Origin of the sequence: Halorubrum sp. SP9, from assembly GCF_005435015.1 — an archaeon.
Lineage (GTDB): Archaea > Halobacteriota > Halobacteria > Halobacteriales > Haloferacaceae > Halorubrum > Halorubrum sodomense.
On record NZ_SGXU01000573.1, the window covers coordinates 1 to 310 of the forward strand.

General features: G+C 62.3%; 1 pseudogene. It reads left to right on the forward strand.

The features are described 5' to 3' along the window. Nucleotides 1–71: 71 nt before the first annotated feature. A pseudogene (locus EXE45_RS18635) lies at nt 72–310 on the forward strand (hypothetical protein); the annotation flags it as partial.

Here is a 310-nt window from a genome sequence, read left to right on the forward strand (position 1 = left end):
TGAGTACTCACGAATCCGCGAGGTGACCGATCGGAGGAGCGCTTTTTCGTGTCGGTGGTCCGGATCGGATGATGAGTAACCGGTCGAATTCCACGTACTCACTCTGGCTTGTCTCCGGAGCAGAGACAACGGCTCACCGTCAGCTCCAAGCGACGATCACGGAACTTGCTGAGCGGGTCGAGGACGCACCGGTCTTCGGTCCACACGTGACGGTGGTCGGCGGTATCGATGACGAGCGTACAGCGCTGGAGGAGACGACGCGGACGCTTGCGGCTCGGACCGCACCGCTCGCGTTCGATGGCGTTCGCTG